Source organism: Chryseobacterium sp. II3a (assembly GCF_057815135.1).
Genome location: NZ_JBYPZJ010000012.1, coordinates 1 through 16,391, shown reverse-complemented (window position 1 = coordinate 16,391; position 16,391 = coordinate 1). Strand labels below are relative to the sequence as shown.

The 16,391-nt window shown below is 34.3% G+C and carries 14 protein-coding genes; 13 read left to right on the top strand and 1 reads right to left on the bottom strand.

Features of this window, described 5'->3' with window-relative positions:
- Positions 1-41 precede the first annotated feature (41 nt).
- A complete protein-coding gene (locus AC3HD6_RS21085) occupies positions 42-398 on the bottom strand; it encodes a helix-turn-helix domain-containing protein (RefSeq protein ID WP_488898114.1) in 357 nt (118 codons plus the stop codon).
- Positions 399-544: 146 nt separating this feature from the next.
- On the opposite strand from AC3HD6_RS21085, the gene AC3HD6_RS21080 reads away from it, so the two are divergent.
- From AC3HD6_RS21080 to AC3HD6_RS21020, 13 genes are all read left to right on the top strand, one after another.
- Positions 545-739, top strand: coding sequence for a hypothetical protein (locus AC3HD6_RS21080; RefSeq protein ID WP_488898113.1), 195 nt, complete (start codon positions 545-547; stop codon positions 737-739).
- A 79-nt stretch (positions 740-818) separates the two neighbouring features.
- Entirely contained in the window at positions 819-1,784 is a 966-nt protein-coding gene (gene gwsG / locus AC3HD6_RS21075; protein WP_488898112.1) for a grasp-with-spasm system ATP-grasp peptide maturase, read from the top strand.
- Positions 1,781-1,981, top strand: coding sequence for a hypothetical protein (locus AC3HD6_RS21070; RefSeq protein ID WP_488898111.1), 201 nt, complete (start codon positions 1,781-1,783; stop codon positions 1,979-1,981). Before gwsG ends, AC3HD6_RS21070 begins: the two co-directional genes overlap by 4 nt.
- Positions 1,956-2,954: a hypothetical protein gene (locus AC3HD6_RS21065; protein WP_488898110.1), complete on the top strand. Its 999-nt coding sequence runs from the start codon at positions 1,956-1,958 to the stop codon at positions 2,952-2,954. The genes AC3HD6_RS21070 and AC3HD6_RS21065 overlap by 26 nt, the downstream gene beginning before the upstream one ends.
- Before the next feature lie 4 nt (positions 2,955-2,958).
- Entirely contained in the window at positions 2,959-3,558 is a 600-nt protein-coding gene (locus tag AC3HD6_RS21060) for a hypothetical protein (RefSeq protein WP_488898109.1), read from the top strand.
- A gap of 14 nt (positions 3,559-3,572) precedes the next feature.
- Positions 3,573-4,424, top strand: coding sequence for a vitamin K epoxide reductase family protein (locus tag AC3HD6_RS21055; RefSeq protein ID WP_488898108.1), 852 nt, complete (start codon positions 3,573-3,575; stop codon positions 4,422-4,424).
- A gap of 281 nt (positions 4,425-4,705) precedes the next feature.
- Positions 4,706-5,089 (top strand): hypothetical protein, encoded by a 384-nt coding sequence (locus AC3HD6_RS21050; RefSeq protein WP_488898107.1) that lies wholly within the window; start codon positions 4,706-4,708, stop codon positions 5,087-5,089.
- Entirely contained in the window at positions 5,086-5,889 is an 804-nt protein-coding gene (locus AC3HD6_RS21045) for a GLPGLI family protein (RefSeq protein WP_488898106.1), read from the top strand. The genes AC3HD6_RS21050 and AC3HD6_RS21045 overlap by 4 nt, the downstream gene beginning before the upstream one ends.
- An 82-nt stretch (positions 5,890-5,971) precedes the next feature.
- The gene (ruvA, locus tag AC3HD6_RS21040; RefSeq protein WP_068938969.1) at positions 5,972-6,556 is read left to right on the top strand and encodes a Holliday junction branch migration protein RuvA; all 585 of its coding nucleotides are present in this window, start codon (positions 5,972-5,974) and stop codon (positions 6,554-6,556) included.
- A gap of 6 nt (positions 6,557-6,562) precedes the next feature.
- Positions 6,563-13,660 (top strand): T9SS outer membrane translocon Sov/SprA, encoded by a 7,098-nt coding sequence (gene sov, locus AC3HD6_RS21035; protein ID WP_488898105.1) that lies wholly within the window; start codon positions 6,563-6,565, stop codon positions 13,658-13,660.
- A 195-nt stretch (positions 13,661-13,855) separates the two neighbouring features.
- Complete coding sequence (locus AC3HD6_RS21030) at positions 13,856-14,668, top strand: FliH/SctL family protein (RefSeq protein WP_488898104.1); 813 nt, start codon at positions 13,856-13,858, stop codon at positions 14,666-14,668.
- Positions 14,669-14,807: 139 nt separating this feature from the next.
- On the top strand, positions 14,808-15,185 hold the full coding sequence (gene gcvH / locus AC3HD6_RS21025) for a glycine cleavage system protein GcvH (RefSeq protein ID WP_488898103.1): 378 nt from the start codon (positions 14,808-14,810) through the stop codon (positions 15,183-15,185).
- Between the two features lie 55 nt (positions 15,186-15,240).
- The gene (locus tag AC3HD6_RS21020) at positions 15,241-15,537 is read left to right on the top strand and encodes a VanZ family protein (protein WP_488898102.1); all 297 of its coding nucleotides are present in this window, start codon (positions 15,241-15,243) and stop codon (positions 15,535-15,537) included.
- Positions 15,538-16,391 lie beyond the last annotated feature (854 nt).

The following is a 16,391-nucleotide window of genomic DNA, read 5'->3' as shown; positions in this document are numbered from 1 at the left end:
AAGCATCTTGTAAAAGATGCTTTTTTTGTTGAACCTACATTTCAGAGTTTTTTTAACTTATTATTTTCTTCTAAAAGTTTTTTGTTCTCTCTTTCTAAGTTTTCAATATATTTTTTTTGAGTTTCCAAAATAAAATCCGGAATTTTTGAATAGGTAATATTGCTTGTATGTAAGTTATTTTCAGATTGAGGTGGATATTTTATACCATTCGTTTTAATACTTTCTAAGGATACCTCGAGCGCTTTTGCCAGTTTTTCCCATTCATCATCATAAATTTTAACTTCACCTCTTTCTTTTCTGGAATAATTTGAGGCATCTGTACCTATGATTTTCCCCATTTGTAATTGAGACAAACCCTTTTGTCTTCTCAGGTTCTTTAATTTTTCTTGTGTTTTCATTGCTTACTGTTTCTACAAATGTGCATAATTTGTAAATTATTTGCAAGGAAATTGCAGGAAAAATGCATACTATTTCTTTATTGGGTGATTTTTTTGTTTGTATCTTCACTGATGTCAATAGTGACAAAAAATTAAAAACTTAACCTATGAAAAAATTAGAAAACCTTAAGGGTAAAAAATTAGGCAACATGAAGAGTGTAATGGCTGGAAAAAAATCAATATCAGCAGATTTCGGTTTAGCTGGTCCTTGCGGAGGAACAGGAACAGACAATGATCCACATGTACTAGAAACTCTTACAATCATTAAAAGTGGAGGAGGTAAAAATGACGGATGTGACTAATATTCTCTCTGATTAAAAAACTGAAGACTCTTTATATTATAAAGAGTCTTCCTTTATCTATTATCTAGTAATTAAAAGTATGATTCTAATTTTATCAACACCAAATGATGACGATACTAATATTGTAATGGAGCATTTGGCTATTCTGGGTGAAAAGAGCTTAAGAATAAATGATTTGGATTTATTTAATGGAAATATAAAAATGCACTATGAGCTATCACCAGAACCTAAACTTTTTGTAGAAAGTGTTTTTTTTGGAAAGATAGACTTATCAGAGATTAAGTGTGTGTGGTTTAGAAAATTTGGTTTTTTTGATAAGTTCAAACAAAACTTTGAAGGAGAAACAAATATTGAAATGTTAGAATATTTAAAATTAGAATATACGGCTGCGTTAGATCTCTTTTTTGACTTTCTGAAAAGTAAGAAATGGCTCAATCATTATATGAATATCAGAAAGATCAATAAAATCAGTACCCTTATAGCCTCTCAAAAGATAGGGCTTACCATTCCCAAAACAACCATAACCAATACTGTTGATGCGTTAGATCTTAATGAATCATATATTACCAAGTCCATAAAAGATGGTACTGTTATAAATGTTAAGGATAAAATCTTCTTTTTTTTAACAAAAGAAGCTAACCCTCAGACAATGGCCCGCTATAGTCACTTTTTTCCAAGCTTATTTCAGGAAAAAATAGACAAAGAGTATGAACTCCGTATTTTTCATTTGAATGGCGTAAATTATCCTATGGCTATTTTTTCCCAAAAAGATACTCAGACCGGGGTTGATTATAGGAATTATAATTACAGCAAACCGAATAGGATGATCCCTTATACACTGCCTCCAGAAATTGATGAAAAAATTTGCATGCTGATGAAAGACCTCGGACTTGATACCGGCTCGCTGGATATTATGAAAGGAAAGGATGGTGAGTATTATTTTCTGGAAATAAACCCTTCAGGCCAATTCAGGATGACATCTTTACCATGTAATTATAATCTTCATTACGAAGTGGCGTGCTGTTTAAAAAAAATGAATACATGAAAAAAACATTATTAAAAGAAATGGGATATGAAAAAAAGAAAGAGCTGCTACCTGTTATCTTTTCCCATACAACTCCTATGGATGTAAGTAAAATTAAAAGAGACCGCCCATTTAGGCTGGTAAAAACAAATATGCACCAGTCGGAAATCTATTGCTTAAGAATATATAAAGATGGAATTAACATATCTACAGAATAATAAAGACAAATACATTCATGTATTTTCATGTTGCATTCCTATTAAAGGCCATGAAAGAGGTGCGATCTATGATCTTCAGAGAGAAGATATTGAATTTGTCCCCAATACAATGATTGATTTTTTGGATGATATAAAAAATAAGAAACTTGCTTCAGTTCTTCAGGACTATGGATCAGATGCTATAGCCATAGAATATCTTGATTTCTTGGAAAAAAATGAATTTATTTTTTATTCCCACACCGCTTTTTTTCCTGAACTGTCGGACAACAGTATTAATGAGGATACTTCTACAATACAGTTTGTAACGATAACCTTATCCGATTTTATCAAAAATCATTTAGAAAGGGTTATTGGGAATATCAATGAATTGGGAGTGAAAAGGCTGCATGTTCATATCACTTATAAAGACAGCATGAAGGATATACATGATGTTTTGAAGTTATTAGAGTATTCCAGAGTGACAAATATCTCTTTTTCTATTCCTTATCAGAGAGTTGATAAAAAATTATATAATAATAACCGGTTAAAAACTTTATATATCTTTAATGCGCCTAAGGAGAAAGTGATGGCTAATAATGAAGTAACCAGTGTTTTTATCAAAGTGAATGATGCAAAGATTTTTTTGCCAAAATTTAATATTAATACTATTGATGTTAATATGACGGCATATAATATTGCAAGAAATTATAATCTCTCATTGTATAAAACCATATTTGTAGATGAACATGGAGCTATAAAATTTAATATGGTGGATACAATAAGTTATGGTAATATTACAGATTCAGCTGAAGAAATAAAAACAGATACCTTTCAAAAGCTCGCCAATGTTTGGAATATCAAAAAGGAGGATATTACACCATGCAATGTTTGTGAATTCAGATTATGCTGTACGGTAGTTCAGGTTCCTTTTAAAAATGAAACTGGTTTTACAGTTACATGTAATTATGACCCATTTACTGCGGAATTAAATTAAAATAATGAATAAAAAACTGATAACCTTGGGGATATTATTTTTTTTTAGCTTTATGATGCAAAGCTGTAAAAATTATTATTACCTGAAACATAGTCCTGCAGTATATAATGAAGATGGGAATAGTATCCATAATTTGAAATTTTCTAATGAAACCCTACCGTTCATTACCTTTTCGGACTATCAATTCAATACCATCAATAAAAAATATATTTTCTTCTCAACACAAAACGTGAATGATATTCTTAAGGGAAAAGTTAGGAAGACTTTCAGTGAACAATTTCTTTTCATGTATACTAATATGAGTATTTATAATAACCTGCTAGGGTTTTATTATGAAGGAGTATCCCTGAATGAGATAAAAAAAAATGATAGCAAAACACCTGAGATTGATTTGGGAAATGGTGTTTTATATACCTATGATTCGGGTAGGTTTAATGTAGTAGATATTTACAGGGAATGTAATGGTGGAGTGATAAGATTTGTTAATCTTAATAATCCAGATGAGAAAGATCCACAGAATAAAAAATTTCATAGAGAGGTTAATAATCTTTTTTTTGATCTCAACAGTAATTTATGGGATGTAAAATCGGTCACCTTTCAATAAACTCAATATAATATATGGTTGAAAGTATAACCAATATCCTAAAATATCTTGAAAAAAAGGGTATTCATTTGGAAAGTAAAAAATTTTCATTCCAGGTTAATTCTCATCCTTCCTTTCCGAGCCTCTTGTCTATTGCGAGCGCTCTGCATATTAATAACATCCCTAATTATGCATTGGAGATAGATGACTCTGAAATAGATGAGCTTCCTGATGACTTCCTGGCCTTTTTGGAACTTAAAGATAATGAACAGGAACTTGCTTTTATCGAGAAAGTAAGCAGCAGCAAGAGCTACCAGATTAATGGAAGGTATAAGCTGAGCGAAAAAGACTTTTTATTGAAATGGAATAATATTGTTATCCTTATTGATGAGACCCAGTCTGTTGTTAGAAAGAAAAAAAGCGATACACATAATGCTCTTTTACTGGCAAGTCTTATGCTAATTTTGCTAATATATGCCTATTTTCAAATGAGCATTTCTTCATTCACCTATTTATTTTTATCCCTATGTGGTCTTATTTTGTCTATTCTATCCCTCAGAAAAATAGTTGGAATAGAAAGTCCTGTAATAAATAAAGTGTGTTCCGGAAACTATACAGACTGTTCATTTTCTGAAGATCATAAAAATGGAGGGTTTATTTCAAACTTCGGAGACTATAGTCTTGTTTATTTTTTAACAAATGTGCTTAGTCTTTTATTTCAGCATAATGAAACCTTTGCGTCTATACAAAAATCTCTACTAATTGTTGTTGTACCTGTAATGGGATATTCTCTGTATTACCAATTATTCAAAATCAGAAAAGTCTGTCCGCTCTGCATTGGAATTATTCTTATTCTGCTTTTGCAAACATTTATTTTATGGATATGATGAGTTTGAATTTCCTTATTTCTCTGGTTATATATGGGATTATTTATATCATAATTTTTATTTTGTGGTCACAAATCAAAAATTATTTAAAAGATAATGAAAACATTAAAAACCAGCTTATAATAAAAAATAGAATTGCCAGAACTTATGATGTTTTTATTAATACACTGAATAAACAGGAAAAAAAAATATTGCCTGAACCGATGATTACTTTGGGGAATAAAGACAGCTGCCTGGAATTAACTATATTCACAAGTCTTTATTGCAAAATGTGTGAGGAAATGTGCGAGATAGTCAATAAGATACTTTTGGCTTATGAGGATGAGGTCAAGATAAATATTTTTTTTAAAAAACAATCTGTAGAAGAAAAAGATATCTTTTTGTATAAACTTCATAATATTTTTTTATATCAGGGTGATAAAGAATTTATAAAAGCATTGACCTTTTGGTTTGAAAATAGAAATTTGGATACTTGGAAGATGGACTCCAGATATGATAAGAAGGAAAATGTTGAAGTTTTTAATTCATTGAACGATTGGTTTTTCCGAAATGAAATTATTTCAACCCCTTCAATCTTTATCAATGGGCAGGTGTATCCAAACGAATTTGAAAAAGAAGATCTATATTATCATATAGAAGGAATCATAGAAAATAACAGATCATGAAATATAAACTATTAATCACCATCATATTCTTCTCATTAGTTCAAAGTCTCTATTCCCAGAATATGAGAATAGACTATAATATTATTTATAAACAAGACTCATTAAGTTCTGAAATAATATCCAAAAAAATGGTGCTCCTCGTCCAGGATGGAGAATCCAGATTTTGTACGGAGAAACAATATCAGGTAGATTCTCTGAGAAGTATTGGCTTCTATGGTTTTGCAGTGGGAGACTATGCGTTTGATACAGTAAGAGATAAGCAGAATAGAATCTCAAAGTATCACTATATGTCAGCCGATGTATATAAACTGACAGAACCTGTACAATTGGATTGGAAAATAGAAAAAGAGGTTGCTAAAAAATATGGTTATAACTGCCAGAAAGCAACATTAAATTATAAAGGAAGAAATTGGGAAGCCTGGTTTACACAGGATATTCCATTGCAGGAAGGCCCCTATGTCTTCAAAGGATTACCTGGCCTGATTGTAGAGATGGAAGATAAAAGCCATTCCTATAAATTCTCCTTTTCGGGGTTGAAAAAAGACTTTCACAAAATGCGTTTTGAGAGTTTGGGCTTTAAGCTAATAAATGTTTCAAAGAATAATCTTAAAAAGGTAATGCTGGACTATTATAATGATCCGTTTCGTGAGATGACCTCTGGAAATGTAAAAGCAAAATTTAAGGATGAAAAGGGAAATGAGATAGAACCCAATTTTAGGGAAATGACAAAAAATGTACAAACTTCCCTGAAAAAAAACAATAATCCGATAGAATTATCAGAAGCGATTAAATATCCATAGTCGTTAAAAACAATTTATTTTCACCTTTATTGCGGTATTTGGAGCTTAAATTTTTATATTTGGGGAGTTTCAAAAATTAATAATGATATTTTCTTTACAAGGTACTGTTCAAGAACTTACACCTACCTATACAGTAATCAATGTACAAGGCGTTGGATACTATGTGGGGATCAGCTTAATGACCTCACAAACACTTACTTTAAATCAGCAAACTGTTTTATTTATTCAGCAGATCATCCGTGAAGATGCTCATCTTTTGTTCGGCTTTAACACTCGTTCGGAAAAAGAAATGTTCAATTTGTTAATAAGCGTTAATGGAGTAGGAGCTGTTTCTGCACTTATTCTGTTATCTACATTAAGCCTTGATGAGATTGCTTCCGGAATACTTTCAGGAAACAGTGCACTGATTCAGAAAGCCAAAGGAATCGGAGCTAAAACAGCAGAAAGAATTATAGTAGATCTTAAAGATAAAGTACAGAAATTCAGTGGTCCAGCGGAGAATATTTCGTCGATGGTGAATAATAAAATCAAGGAAGAAGCGTTATCTGCATTAGAAGTTTTAGGAATTCCTAAACGAACAAGTGAGAAGATGGCGGATAGAATTTTAAAACAAAATCCGGACCTCTCGGTTGAAGAACTGGTAAAACAAATTTTAAAAAACATTTAACATTTGGTGGCGAATAATAAGCATTTTAAAATATTTTTGTTCCTATCGTTCCTGTTTATATCTGTAAGTGCCCTCGCACAGCAGACTAAAGACACAACGATTATACGAAAACAATACGAGATAGCAGACCCCACGAGGTATGAGGCCTATTTCGATATAAAAACTGGGATGTACTATGTATATCCCAAAATTGGAAATACCATTACCGGTCCTCCTACTCCCATGTCTCCGGAAGAGTATAAAGAATATGTACTCGCTATACAGACTAGGGCATACTATAAGGAAAAATCGGAAAAATATAATCTCCTCTTTAGAAGAGACAAAAGTGATGCCAGAAAAAGGGGACTTATTCCTTCAGTAATGATCAACAACAAATTATTTGAAACCCTGTTCGGGGGAAATAAAATTGAGATCATTCCTTCCGGATACGCATCCATTGATTTCGCAGGACTTTACCAGAAAATAGATAACCCGCTGATCCTCCCACAGAACAGGACCAGCTTTACTTTTGATATAGATCAGAGAATTCAGCTCGGATTATTAGGGAAAGTAGGAGAAAACCTTCAGTTGAAAGCCAATTATGATACTCAGAGCGGTTTTGCCTTTGAAAACAGGATGAACCTCGTGTGGCAGGCAAAAGGAAGCTGGAAAGATCTTCAGCAGAAAGGGCTTGGAAATGTGGATAAACCTAATGAAGGCGGTGAAGATAAAATTATTAAAAGAGTTGAATTCGGTAACGTCAATATGCCGCTTTCCACAAGTTTGATCCGTGGTTCACAATCATTGTTCGGGGTAAAAACAGAATTCCAGTTAGGGAAAACCTTCGGAACGGTTGTTCTATCCCAACAGCAGGGTGAAGCCAGAAATATTGTAGTACAAGGAGGTGGAGTAATGAATAACTTTAAAGTCAATGCCACTGACTATGAAGAGAACCAGCACTACTTTTTAGGGCATTACTTTTTAAATAAATATGATAATGCTTTAACTAACTATCCACAGATCAATTCAACGATTAATATCACCAGATTAGAGGTTTGGGTATTGGATCAGGGGAACAGTAACTTAGCTTATCAGAAGGGAATTATCGGGATCAGAGACCTTGGAGAAGATGGAATAGGAGGAGCAATGCCGGATAACTCAGTGAATAATTTATATAATGATATTTCGGCAAAAGCTGGGACAAGAGAAGCTGGTAAAGATTATAATGGAGTTTACCAGGGACAGGTATTTGGAAGTTCACAGCCTTATGTAAATGGTGAGCATTTTATCTTTAATAGCAAAGCAAGAAAACTGAATGCTAACGAATTTACCTTCCAGCCACAATTAGGATATATTTCATTGAACCAAAAGCTTAATGATCAGCAGCTTCTTGCGGTATCCTATTCATATACGGTAAGTGGAAGCAGTAAAGTATACAAAGTAGGGGAGTTCTCAGAAGAAAGCCCGGTATTGATTACTAAAGTATTAAAGGTAAACAATAGTGTAGATGTATCTTCTCCAATGTGGAAACTAATGATGAAGAACGTTTACTCTTTAGATGCAGGACAGGTTTCTCCTGATGGATTTATTCTTAACGTATACTACAGAGACCAGAAAACAGGAGGTAAAGTAAACTATCTTCCAGATACCTCTGTTAAAGATCTGAACTTATTGAAATTACTAAACTGGGATCGTCTGAATATGAATGGTGATATCCAAAATAATAAAGATGGAACTAAAGGAGATGGTATTTTCGATTTTGTGCCTGGAGTTACCATCAGACCGGAAACCGGTAGGATTATCTTTACCAAAGTGCAGCCTTTCGGAGACTATATGCAGCAGGTATTAGGTACTAATGATCCTCAATATGTTTTCCACGACCTGTATGACCAAATAAAACCTACCGCTGGGCAAACTCCGGTTCCTCAGCGTTATACCATGGAAGGCCGTTACAAAGGTGTTCAGGGACAAGGTATTTCCCTTGGAGCAGTAAATGTACCTCAGGGATCTGTAAAAGTTTCTGCGAATGGAGTACAGCTTTCTGAAGGAGTAGACTATACTGTGGATTACATGCTAGGTACGGTTACGATCATCAATGAGAATGTAAAACAATCTGGACAGGCAATCAACATTTCATTAGAAAACCAACTTACATTCAATACTCAAAGAAAAAGATTCCTGGGATTGAATTTAGAAAGAAGATTCAATGAGCACTTTATTTTAGGAGGAACGGTTATTAATTACTCAGAATCTCCACTTACCCAAAAAGTAAACTTTGGGCAGGAAGCTGTTAACAATACAATGGCGGGGATTAATATGATGTATAATAATCAGGCACCTTATCTTACAAGATTTACAGATAAACTTCCATTGATAAAGACTGAGGCTCCATCCAATATCAACTTTAAGATGGAGGCAGCATACCTTCTTCCTGGATTGAATAAGGCAACCAACAGCCAGTCTTACATTGATGACTTTGAACAGACAACTTCTAAAATTTCTTTAAAAGAACCTGCAGCTTGGAGCTTAGCATCAAGACCAGAAAAAAATACAGAACCTCCTTTCAATATCCCGCCAACAAGTGATGATATCACAAGTGGATATGGAAGAGGATTATTGTCATGGTATAATATTGACCCTAGATTCTGGGGGGTTGGAGGTAAAGCTCCTGGAGGAATCACTCCACAGTCAGTGTCTAATCATGCATCCAGAAGAGTGTTGCTCTCTGAAATTTATAACAACAGAGATTTTGTAGCAGGAGATCAAACCTATACCAATACTTTAGATATCTCTTTTTATCCTAAAGAAAGAGGACCTTATAACACCAATTCAGGAACAGAGCCGGCAGTGAGTAGATGGGGAGGAATTATGAGACCAATCAGTGTTCCTAACTTCGTAAGCTCAAACATTGAATATGTTGAATTCTGGATGATGGACCCTTATGCTGATGGTAATAAGCTTGGAGATAACCCGAAACTATTATTACACTTAGGTAACGTATCTGAAGACATCCTTAAAGATGGAAAAATGTTGTACGAAAATGGACTTCCTGCACCGGGAGTAGCATCTAATACAACAACTTCCAATTGGGGAGTACAGCCAAAACAACCTCCTATTTTATATGCATTCTCTACGGAAGGAGAAGGAAGAAAAGCGCAGGATGTGGGATATGACGGTTTAAGTTCAGATCAGGAAGCAATGAGATTTGGTAATACCTTTGTAAACCCTGTAACAAATATTGTTGACCCAGCAGTGGATGACTTTGTATTCTATCTATCAGATAAATTTACGGGAAGTCAGGCCGCTTCATTGGTTGAGCGTTACAAATATTTCAGAAACCCGGATGGAAACTCAGAAGCCAATTCATTGAATGTTTCTTCCCAAACTCCGGACGCTGAGGATATTAACAGAGATTATAACCTGGATCAGATTGAAAGTTATAATGAATATCCAATAAAGTTAGATCAGGCCAGTCTTTCACTAGGAAGTAATAATATTGTTGATATTAAAACCGTAAAAGGGGTTTTCCAGAACGGACAGTCTTCTGATGTGAAATGGTATTTGTTCAGAATCCCAGTTGCTAGTTTTGATAAAACTCAAGGAGCTCATAGTGAAACGGTACTTAATAATGTACGATTTGCAAGATTAATGCTTACAGGTTTTGAAAATACATCTACTCTTCGATTTGGAACAATGGATTTGGTAAGATCAGATTGGAGAAAATATCCTAAGAATCTTGCTCCTTATTCAAATGTTGCAATAGACCCAGATCTAAGTGAAGGATCAACAGTAGATACTGACATTACAAAACTTGAAGTTGGTAGTGTAAATATAGAAGAGAATGCTCTTAACCAGCCTCCTTATGTATTGCCTCCTGGAATTGACAGACAGGTGTTAAGCGGAAATGCTGGAGCACAAAGACAGAATGAGGCCTCTTTATATATGAATGCTAAAGAACTGAAACCAGGTAAAGCACAAGGGGTATTCAAAAATACTAGTTTAGATATGAGAAGATATAAAAAGCTAAAGCTTTTTGTGCATGCTCATGATCCACTAGGAAGAATTATTGGTATGGATAAACCAACTAAATTCTTTATTCGTTTCGGAAACGATGCTACGGATAACTATTATGAATATGAAGCATCTTTGAAGCTGACTTCAACGTCTGCAACAGCTCCTATGGAAATCTGGCCTATGGAAAATGAAGTGAATCTTGATATTCAGAACTTTGTTGATGCTAAGATCAGAAGAGATAAAATGTATTCTGATAAAATTACGCAAAGATTCCGTGATCCCGCTTTTGAAGAAGGAGAGTATTTAAAAAGAATCTATATCAAAGGACGTCCAAGCTTAGGCAATGTAACAACCATTATGATTGGTATTAAGAATGGAATACCTAGAGATGAAACAGGAGTATCTATAGACAGAATTCTATGGATCAACGAGATTCGTCTTTCCGAAATTGAAAATGATGGCGGATATGCAGGAAACGCGAGCTTAAATTTCAACTTAGGTGATTTTGCAACCGTTAATACCAACGCTTCATATACTTCAGTAGGATTTGGAAATATCGATTCTAAACCGGCAGAAAGAAATCAGTCTACTCAATCGGCATTCAGTATCAATACTGCGATCAATGTAGATAAACTTTTACCGGAAAAAACAGGGGTAAAGATTCCATTGAATTATTCTTACTCACAAACGATTGAAGATCCGAAGTACAATCCTTTGGATACCGATGTTGAGTTTAGCAAAGCTCCTAACAGAGAACAGCTAAAGAAAGTAGCAAGAACCTATACTCAACAAAGAAGTATTGGAGTTGTTAATATGCGTAAAGAAAGAGTGAATCAGAATAGTAAACCTAAGTTTTATGATATTGAAAACGTATCCGTAACGGCGGTATATAATGACGATTATTTCAGAGATATTTATACAAAGAAAAATTACAGACAGTATCTTAGAGGATATATTGATTACAATTACACTTTCAAACCATGGGTGATTAAACCATTCAATAAAATGATTAGTGATACTGCCAAGTCTACTAAATATCTGAGATGGGTAAAAGAATTCAATATCAATCCTATTCCAACAAGACTATCTTTCAGAACAGAGATTGACAGAAACTACAATGAACTCGAATTTAGAAACATTGAAGCTATTTTAGGTGGAAATACCGCTGGAGATATGAATGCGATCAGAAATAGAAACTTCTACTTCGGATGGCAATATGGTTTAGGATTCAACTTTACAAAATCATTAAAGCTGGAAATCAACTCTGCAACAAGAACGCTTAATGATAACATTGATGTAAATACAATGGATAATAAAGCGATTTTCGGAAATGTATTCAGAGCAGGTAGACCAGTATTGTATAACCACAGAGCACAGTTGAACTATAAACTGCCATTCCAGTATTTACCTTATCTCGACTTTATCGATGCGGAAGTAGGATATGGATTTACATATAACTGGAATGCAAGATCTACAGCCTTACTTTCAAGCCCTGAAGGAAGCTTAGGTTCCATAGGACAGAATACCAATGTTATCCAGGCCACTGCAACAGCTGATATTCCTAAATTCTTCGGACAGTTTAATTATTTCAAAAATATTAATACCAAACTTCAGAAGCGTAAGCAGGAAATGGATTCCCTGAACAATGTGTATACAAAACAATGGGAAAAGAATAGATACGCATATAAGAAGTATAAATTCAAAAATAAACTTACGGTGCTTCAGAGTGCTGCATTCTTCCTGACTTCATTTAAGCAATTGGATGTAAGTTATACAGAGAATAATGGTACGGTACTTCCTGGATTATTATCAGCTCCAAACTGGTATGGTTATGGTCAGACATTGGGAGGTCCTACTATCGGATTCCTGTTGGGATCGCAGGCAGATATCAGAAGAACGGTAATGGAAAATGGATGGGTAAGCGGCTCTAATTATATGACTGACCCTTATATAAGGATGTCCACAAGAGAGTTAAGAGCAAACTTACAGGTGATGCCTATGAATGATTTCAGAATTGACCTGAACGTGTTGCATAACTTTAATAGTAATTTCTCACATTCTGGTTTTAATTATGTAGATGGAGCTGGAGTCCCTGACCCAGGCTTTACATTTGCAACAGACATGATTACCTATTCGAATTCAACAGTACTTCTCAATTCATCATTTAAAGATGGAGCTGCTGTATATCAGGCAATCAGAGAAAATGCGATGAAACTGTCACAACAGTTAGGAGGACCTAATGCTGTAATAGGAAACGATGGATTTGCAAAACATTATAGTATTGCTAATGCTTATGTATTGATTCCTGCATTCAGAGCTGCTCTTGAAGGAAAATCTGTTTCACCAATAGGAAACCCTAAAAAAGCAGGAATGCCATTGCCAAACTGGAGAATTACCTATTCAGGATTGAAAAACATTCCGATCATTAGCGGACAATTCACGAAGTTTGACATTTTACATGGATATACATCAACATATACTGCAACGGGAATTCAAAGTAATATTGATTACCATAGTAACCCGGGAGGAAATTATCAGACAGTAGATGATGCAGGTAATATTAAACTGAATGATGGAGATAAGATTAACCCTTACACATTCGCTCAGGTTGGTTATGTAGAATCCTTCTCACCACTTCTTGGGATAGATGTTACGATGAGAAACAATATGCAGTTCGGATTACAGTATAACAAAAACCGAATGATGGTATTAGGATTGGTAAACCATACCCTTACCGAGGATTCCAATACGGAATATGTTGTAAGATTAGGATACATTGTGCGTAACTTTAGATTAGGTACTGCCAACATAAGAGGTAGAGGTACCAAAGGAAAAGGAAGTGATCTTAATATCAGAGGTGATATTTCTCTAAGAGATAGTAAAACGTCTATTATGAATATCCTGTTGAACGATTCACAGATTACAGGAGGACAGAGACTTCTTAATATCAAGCTTTCAGCTGACTATAATGTCTCCGAAAACCTAAACTTGAGAGTCTTCTACGAACAGATGACCTCAAAGTATAAGATCTCAACAGCCTTCCCGTTGTCTACGATCAGAGCGGGTATTTCTGCTACATTTACATTTGGAGAATCCGGTGGTGGATTCTAGAGATAGTTAATATTTTTTTATAATAATTTAAATACCCCAAAGAGCTTTAACCTTTTTGGGGTATTAGTTTTTAAGGATTTGAAGGTTTAAATAACTATAAAAAAATATTTTAGCATATTAACTGATTGTGTTAAATCTTATCAATGTGATTTATAATATAAAAAAATGTTAAATTTGAACTCTTAAAAATAAAAAATGAAAACAAAATTATTCTCGCTAGCCTTACTGGCTTCGTCTTTTGTCTTTGCACAAACAATTCCATCATCTCTTACTCTCGAAAAATTGACCGTAAATAGTTCAGAAGGTGTGGGTTCAAATCAGCTACTACTTCAGACATTCCATGTAAGAAATCCAGACAGGTATTTTATGAAGAATGTCGTAAGTGGTTTTGGAACGGATGACGTAACTTTTTTTTTAAAGCATGATGGACAAATGTATGTGGATGGAAATGTGGGCGTGGGAACAATGAACCCTCAGGCTAAATTTGATGTTGCGGGAGGAATCAATATTGCTGGGGGATTTCCTATCCAGTTAGTTGGAAATGTTTCAGCGCATGGTTTGAAATATAAAAGAAATAACAGCGATAATTCTTTATTAGATGGTCCTTTTCTTTACGGCTGGTCAGGGGGAGGTTTAGGGATTAAGAAAGACAATAACGAATTCAATGTTTTGAGTTGGAATGAAAGTGGTAATGTGGCCATTCAAGGTAAGTTGGAAGCAAAGGAAGTTAAAGTGACGTTAACACCAACAGCTGATTTCGTATTTGATGAGAATTATAACTTACCAAAGTTAGAAGCAATTGAAAAACATATCAAAGAAAAGAAACATCTTCCAGAAATTGCTTCTGCAAAAGAAATGGAAAAAGAAGGAGTGAATGTAGGTGAGTTTCAGATCAAATTACTACAGAAAATTGAAGAATTAACACTCTACACAATTGAATTGAATAAGCAGGTGAAAAAGCAAGCGGAAGAAATTGAAGTTTTGAAAAAGAAAAAAAATAAATTATAAAAACTATATAAAACAAACAGGTCTACTATACTTGGGATTAGGTTTTTCTTATTTACATCCAAAATTTATTGAAGATGCCTATTAAGGCTTTGAACCTTTTAGAATTTTGAATACATTTGTAGAAAATAAAAATTAAAAAATGAACACACCATCAGAATTAAAGTACACTAAAGATCACGAATGGATCAAGATCGAGGGTAATGTAGCTACAATCGGTATTACAGACTTTGCTCAGGGAGAGTTGGGAGACATCGTTTATGTAGATGTAGATACTGTAGATGATGACCTTAATGGCGGAGACGTTTTCGGAAGTGTAGAAGCAGTAAAAACTGTTTCAGACTTATTCTTACCTATTTCAGGAAAGGTTATCGAATTCAACTCAGATTTGGAAGATCAGCCGGAACTGTTGAATACAGATCCTTACGGAGACGGATGGATTATCAAGTTAGAACTTGCTGACGGTGCAGATCAGTCTGAATTGCTTTCTGCAGAAGATTATCAGGCGATCATTGGATAAGATTTCAAAAATATTTAGTAAGATATTGCCCATTTATTGGGCATTTCTTACTTATATGCTTCTCAAACCAGGAGAAGAGAACCACGAATACTGGTTCATGTTCAGCGGTATTGATAAAGTGTTGCACGTAAGTATATTTGCCGCTTTAGGGTTTTCTTTTATAGCTGCATTTCCAAAAATTAAATTTTCTTACTTTTTTCAGATCATCTTTATATATGCCTTCCTTACAGAAATTCTGCAGGAAGAAATGGGATTGGGGAGATCTATGGAAACATTGGATGTGGTAGCAGATACAGTAGGTTGCCTTATCGGTTATTATACCTATAAATTACTTATCAAGCGATTTTTCTAATCATATTTTAGAATCTCTCTATCCATAAAAAATTAGGACCCACCTAGTATACTTTCCCTTCCTCTTCTTAAATTCTCATTTTCTCGAACTCTATCACGCTTCAGATTTGCAACTCATTCAGGAGCTATTTCCCGCTATCCACTCATACTCCTCACACTGAGCTGGCCACCCTCAAACCCTCCGACTGTCCAACTCTTGTTGCGGGGTACCCGTTTCTATCGGGGCTAGGGTAGGGGACGGATTTATAAATGATGAGTAATAGGTAATAGGTAATAGGTAATAGGTAATAGGTAATAGGTAATAGGTTGGCATCAATTAATATGATCATGATTATCCATATGGGTCGGCTTCCATTATTCCCATCCTTTGGAGGGGGTGTCAAAAATTCTTTGAATTTTTGACGGGGTGGTAACCCTGTCATTTCTTCTCTATGAAAATCTGTGTCATTTGTGGGGAAAAATAATAAACACCAACTTTTAATCTTTATTTCTTTCCTGTACAGTCCTATTTAATACCACAGATTGTATTGTCGCTCTATTTCTAATACTTTACTATCCTGTATGGATCTCAACAAGGCTGCTCCATATAAATAAAGCATCCACCATAATCAATCTAGTTTTTATACTACAGCCAAAACCTATTCAAGCTTTTTTTCGAAAGCCACCATCATATTATATAATGTATAGCTTTCATTATTCATATATATAAAATGCATATTATACAGCGTTTAAAACGACATTCTACAGTATTCAAAAACAACTCTAATATTGTGGATAAGTATAAAATAGTACATAAATATAAATAAACCAATATGTTATCTATAATACTTATCCACAAATGTAATACTGATGTAA

Coding starts and splice junctions, on each gene's coding strand:
- AC3HD6_RS21060 (WP_488898109.1), top strand. CDS start 2,959: ATGAATAAAAAACTGATAACCTTGGGGATATTATTTTTTTTTAGCTTT.
- AC3HD6_RS21055 (WP_488898108.1), top strand. CDS start 3,573: ATGGTTGAAAGTATAACCAATATCCTAAAATATCTTGAAAAAAAGGGT.
- AC3HD6_RS21050 (WP_488898107.1), top strand. CDS start 4,706: ATGTGCGAGATAGTCAATAAGATACTTTTGGCTTATGAGGATGAGGTC.
- AC3HD6_RS21065 (WP_488898110.1), top strand. CDS start 1,956: ATGGAATTAACATATCTACAGAATAATAAAGACAAATACATTCATGTA.
- AC3HD6_RS21020 (WP_488898102.1), top strand. CDS start 15,241: ATGCTTCTCAAACCAGGAGAAGAGAACCACGAATACTGGTTCATGTTC.
- AC3HD6_RS21030 (WP_488898104.1), top strand. CDS start 13,856: ATGAAAACAAAATTATTCTCGCTAGCCTTACTGGCTTCGTCTTTTGTC.
- AC3HD6_RS21080 (WP_488898113.1), top strand. CDS start 545: ATGAAAAAATTAGAAAACCTTAAGGGTAAAAAATTAGGCAACATGAAG.
- AC3HD6_RS21085 (WP_488898114.1), bottom strand. CDS start 398: ATGAAAACACAAGAAAAATTAAAGAACCTGAGAAGACAAAAGGGTTTG.
- AC3HD6_RS21045 (WP_488898106.1), top strand. CDS start 5,086: ATGAAATATAAACTATTAATCACCATCATATTCTTCTCATTAGTTCAA.
- gwsG (WP_488898112.1), top strand. CDS start 819: ATGATTCTAATTTTATCAACACCAAATGATGACGATACTAATATTGTA.
- AC3HD6_RS21070 (WP_488898111.1), top strand. CDS start 1,781: ATGAAAAAAACATTATTAAAAGAAATGGGATATGAAAAAAAGAAAGAG.
- ruvA (WP_068938969.1), top strand. CDS start 5,972: ATGATATTTTCTTTACAAGGTACTGTTCAAGAACTTACACCTACCTAT.
- gcvH (WP_488898103.1), top strand. CDS start 14,808: ATGAACACACCATCAGAATTAAAGTACACTAAAGATCACGAATGGATC.